Source organism: Gemella sp. GH3 (assembly GCF_013415425.1).
Classification (GTDB): Bacteria; Bacillota; Bacilli; order Staphylococcales; family Gemellaceae; genus Gemelliphila.
The window spans coordinates 1-4,137 of the sequence record NZ_JACBYC010000062.1 but is presented as its reverse complement, the minus strand read 5'-3'; the positions used below and the strand labels follow the sequence as shown (position 1 = coordinate 4,137).

Here is a 4,137-nt window from a genome sequence, read left to right as displayed (position 1 = left end):
ATTTTAGAGTATAAATTAATAAATTTTAAGTTTAAAACGTCTAAAAAGCACCTTAAAATTGCTTATATGATGTTTTAAGCTTGATTATGTTAAATATAGCTCGATAGTCGCTAATTTTTGCGTGCTTTTTAGCTAAGCAAAAATTTAAGCGAATAGTCGAGCAAGTGATTTTTTTCAAAAATCACTTTAATAAAAATATATATTTTAAAATTTATATGTGCTATTTTTTTTAAAGAATTTTTTTGCTAAAATTTTGTAGAAATTTTTAGTCAAAAAAATATAAAAAAATAACCTAAAATTTGAGGCTAGAAATGACTAAAATTTTCTATTCTTGATAATTCTATATCAACTGTCACTCTTTTAAAAATAGAAATGTTGATTTAGAGCCTTTTTCAGCGTTTTTTAATTAAAAATTGTGTTTCACTAAAATTAGTGTTATAATTGACTAAAAATGATTAAAAAAAACAACATAAATAGCAAACAAAAAAAGTGACTAATTAAAAAGACAAAAAAATAAAAATTTAAAAATTTAAAATCAAAAAACATAAAAATTCAAATTCAAAAAATCAAATTCAAATTCAAATTACAAAATTATAAATTATAAAACATTAAATCATTAAATCATTAAATATTAAAAATTGCATAAAAAAAAGAGTGCTGAAAAATTACCACACCCAACACTTTTTTTTTAATCATCAAATTCATTTATTATTATAAAATTTGAGATAAAAAAAGTCAAGGCATAAGATAAAAAACAGCACTCTGAAAAAATAAAAAGGAGTGTTTTTATTATGAGTAAGATATATCCAAAAGTTGATAAAGAAACTCAGATAAAATATCGCAAGGGCGAATTAGGAGACTTATTAAAAAAACATAGAGATACAAAACTAAATGATATTAAAAGTGAATTGATTGATTATAAATCTAAAAATTTAAAGTTAGTTAATTACTTAAAATATTTTAATCCAGTAGAAGAATTATATAATGAATTAACAAAAAATAAAAAAAGTAAAAAATCATATGTTAGGTTAAATGATATTGACAAAAAAAGTTCTGATAAAGTTAGTAATGTTACTGTAAAAACAATTGCAAAAATAGAAATGTGTATGTGTAAAGTTTCTTATATAACTGATTTTCATTTTGAGAATAAAAAAATTATTGAGATTAATAGGTGTAATAATAGATTTTGTCCTATGTGTAGTAAAATATTATCTAGTTATTACGCTTTAGCATATCAATCAGTAGTTGATTATTTAATCGATGAATATAAAGTTGATATATATTTTTTGACTTTAACTTACCCTAATGTTTCAAGTAATGATTTAGAAAAATCAATAAGAGAAGATTCAAGATTGTTGAATAATTTTTTAGTTAAAAATAAAACTATGAAAAAAGTTGTAGTTGGGATTTTAGGAAAATTGGAAACAACTTATAATAATGACAGAAAAAGTAAATCATATAAAACTTATCATCCACATTATCATTATTTGATTGCTGTACCTAAAAATATTGCAAAAGAAAATTGTTGGATGTTAGAAAAAGATTATATATTACAAAGATGGCGAGAATATAAGCAAGATGATAGTATAACTCAAGTTGATATTAGAAAGTTAAAACATAAAAATGAATATGGTATTCATACGGGAGTTTTAGAGTTAACAAAGTATATAGCTAAGGATAGTAATTATTTAATAAATAAAGATGTATTTGCTACTTTTTATAATTCTTTAAAGGGGAAAAGACAATATAGACCAAGTGGGATTTTTAAAGATGCAATTAAAAAATTTAAAAATGGTGAACTTAATAATTATATCAAGGATCAATATGTTGATTATGTATATAAGATTACTTATTCTCACATTAATAGTAATTATGAGATAAAAGAATTTAGAGATTTGACCGAAGAAGAAAAAGTTATTATTCAGTTATCTTATAAGGATAGTATTGTTAAACAGTTTAATAATAGTGAACAAGATTAAATATAATATATTCTTTCCGGAGCTCGTAAAAGAAGAAAAAGAAATTTATTTAGAATAAAAAGACGACTAATTAGTCGTCTTTTGTATATCTTTATTAAATTTTAATTTTATTATTTTTTTATTGTACTCAATTCTTTCGGGATATTTTTCACTATAATATTTTAAGTAATTTTTTTCATAGTCTTCTAAATTACTATTTTTTATTATAAGTTCTCCATAAATATCTTTTTTGTTTTCATTATTTTCTACAAGTTTAATATTTTCATATAATACTTCTAATTTGGGGTTTATTTGAATATTTATGTCTGAGTATAAATTTTCTTTTTGATTTTTTAATATTTGGTTTATTGTTATTTTTATTATATTTGGATATTCATAATATATTTTTTTATTATATAATTCTGTTTTATTTATAGTATTATTGTTTGTTTTTAATCTTATTATATCTATTTCATTATTATCTTCTATTTTTTTTATGTCATCTATTTTGTATATTAGAATTTTACCTATTAATTCGTTTTCTTTATTATTTTCTGCATTATTTTTTTGATTATTACATCCTATTAAAAACATAGATATTGATAATAATACTATTAATATTTTAGTATACTTTCGAACCATATGGACCTACTTTTAATGTTATAGTATAATATTGACCGTGTATAGCTGCTGATGTACTTGCATATGAATATCCTGCTTGATTAAAACGAGCTATAGGATTTGCAGAAATATTTCTTCCATCTTGTTTTGCATATGGAGACCAAGCACTATTTATTTGACCATATGTATTTGTATATTCTAAACTTGCATATAATCCTATTTCTCCTCCGTTAACATGTTTATAAGCATGAGCATTTGTCGCCCAACAATAACCACTACCACAATGAATATTATCTAAATATCTAAATGAAATCTTTGGTTTTTTCTCTAAACCAGTTATTGAGTAAGAAAAATCTTTATATATTTTTATTTTTTGATACTCTTCTTCATTTATTTTAATTTCTTTTTCAATTATTGGTTTAGATGAATTTATACTTACTTCAGTTATTTCATTATTTTCTAATTTTTTAATTAGTTTTTCTATATCTTGAATAGACACATATTCTTTTAAGTCCGATTTTATTTTATTTTTAGTGTTTTCAGAAATTTTATTATTATTTATTTCTTCAGCCTTAGCAATATTATTGTTTTGATATATAATTCCAGAAACAGGAGTAACTAATAAACTAGCAGTTAAAATAGCACTTGTTAATTTAAATTTATTATTCATAACATTACCTCCCTTGTATGAATAAAATACATATATGCATTTGCAACTACATATATAAAAAACAAAGTATATATACTAAATAATTATTATTACAATTTAAACATAGCATAAAAATATGATGTAAACAATAAGAAAAAGATAGAAAAATATTGAAATTATATTTTCTAAAGAAAATCAAAAGAATATGCTATAATAAAAGGGTTGAATATAAAAAAATATTTCTTTCCGGAGCGAGCAAAGAAAAAAAGAAAAAGGATAAAAATGCGATTTTTTCGTTTTAAAATAAAAAGCGAAGTAGACTAAAAAATAAAATATTCTTTCCGTCTGCTTCGCAAGACGAAATTAAAACGAAAAATAAAGAAAGTCATAGGAAAAGCAAGGAAGATTTTTTATGAACAAAGTGAAATAAAAAATACTCTTGCCCTTGACTTTCTTTGAGCTAATAATATAAAATATATATATAATTCGAGCATAAACACACAGTACCGTCAATTAGCTGTGTGTTTTTTTATAAAAAAAACTGGAGCCGTCAAACTCCAGTTACTATCAACACTAAACGAATATTTATCAACGTAATTCCTAATTAATTATTTTTTATTAATTTCTCTAAGAATTAATAAAACAATTATTAATTGAATTAATTCGAGCATTACGTTCACTCCTTTCAGAGTAGAATATTCAGTTGATAGCTTTTTAATTATAACATAAAACATAGGATATCAAAATTAGCCATTTTTAGACGTGTTTTAGCGTCTTTTTTTATTTTAGAGTATAAATTAATAAATTTTAAGTTTAAAACGTCTAAAAAGCACCTTAAAATTGCTTATATGATGTTTTAAGCTTGATTATGTTAAATATAGCTCGATAGTCGCTAATTTTTGCGTGCTT

General features: G+C 21.9%; 3 protein-coding genes. 1 reads left to right on the top strand and 2 read right to left on the bottom strand.

Annotation, left to right across the window (positions count from 1 at the left end; all coding sequences use genetic code 11):
• Positions 1–791: 791 nt before the first annotated feature.
• Positions 792–1,979, top strand: coding sequence for a protein rep (locus HZY83_RS01610; protein WP_179942349.1), 1,188 nt, complete (start codon positions 792–794; stop codon positions 1,977–1,979).
• Between the two features lie 66 nt (positions 1,980–2,045).
• On the opposite strand, the gene HZY83_RS01605 is transcribed toward HZY83_RS01610, so the two are convergent.
• Entirely contained in the window at positions 2,046–2,600 is a 555-nt protein-coding gene (locus HZY83_RS01605; RefSeq protein ID WP_179942348.1) for a hypothetical protein, read from the bottom strand.
• Entirely contained in the window at positions 2,581–3,249 is a 669-nt protein-coding gene (locus HZY83_RS01600; RefSeq protein WP_179942347.1) for a hypothetical protein, read from the bottom strand. Before HZY83_RS01600 ends, HZY83_RS01605 begins: the two co-directional genes overlap by 20 nt.
• Positions 3,250–4,137 lie beyond the last annotated feature (888 nt).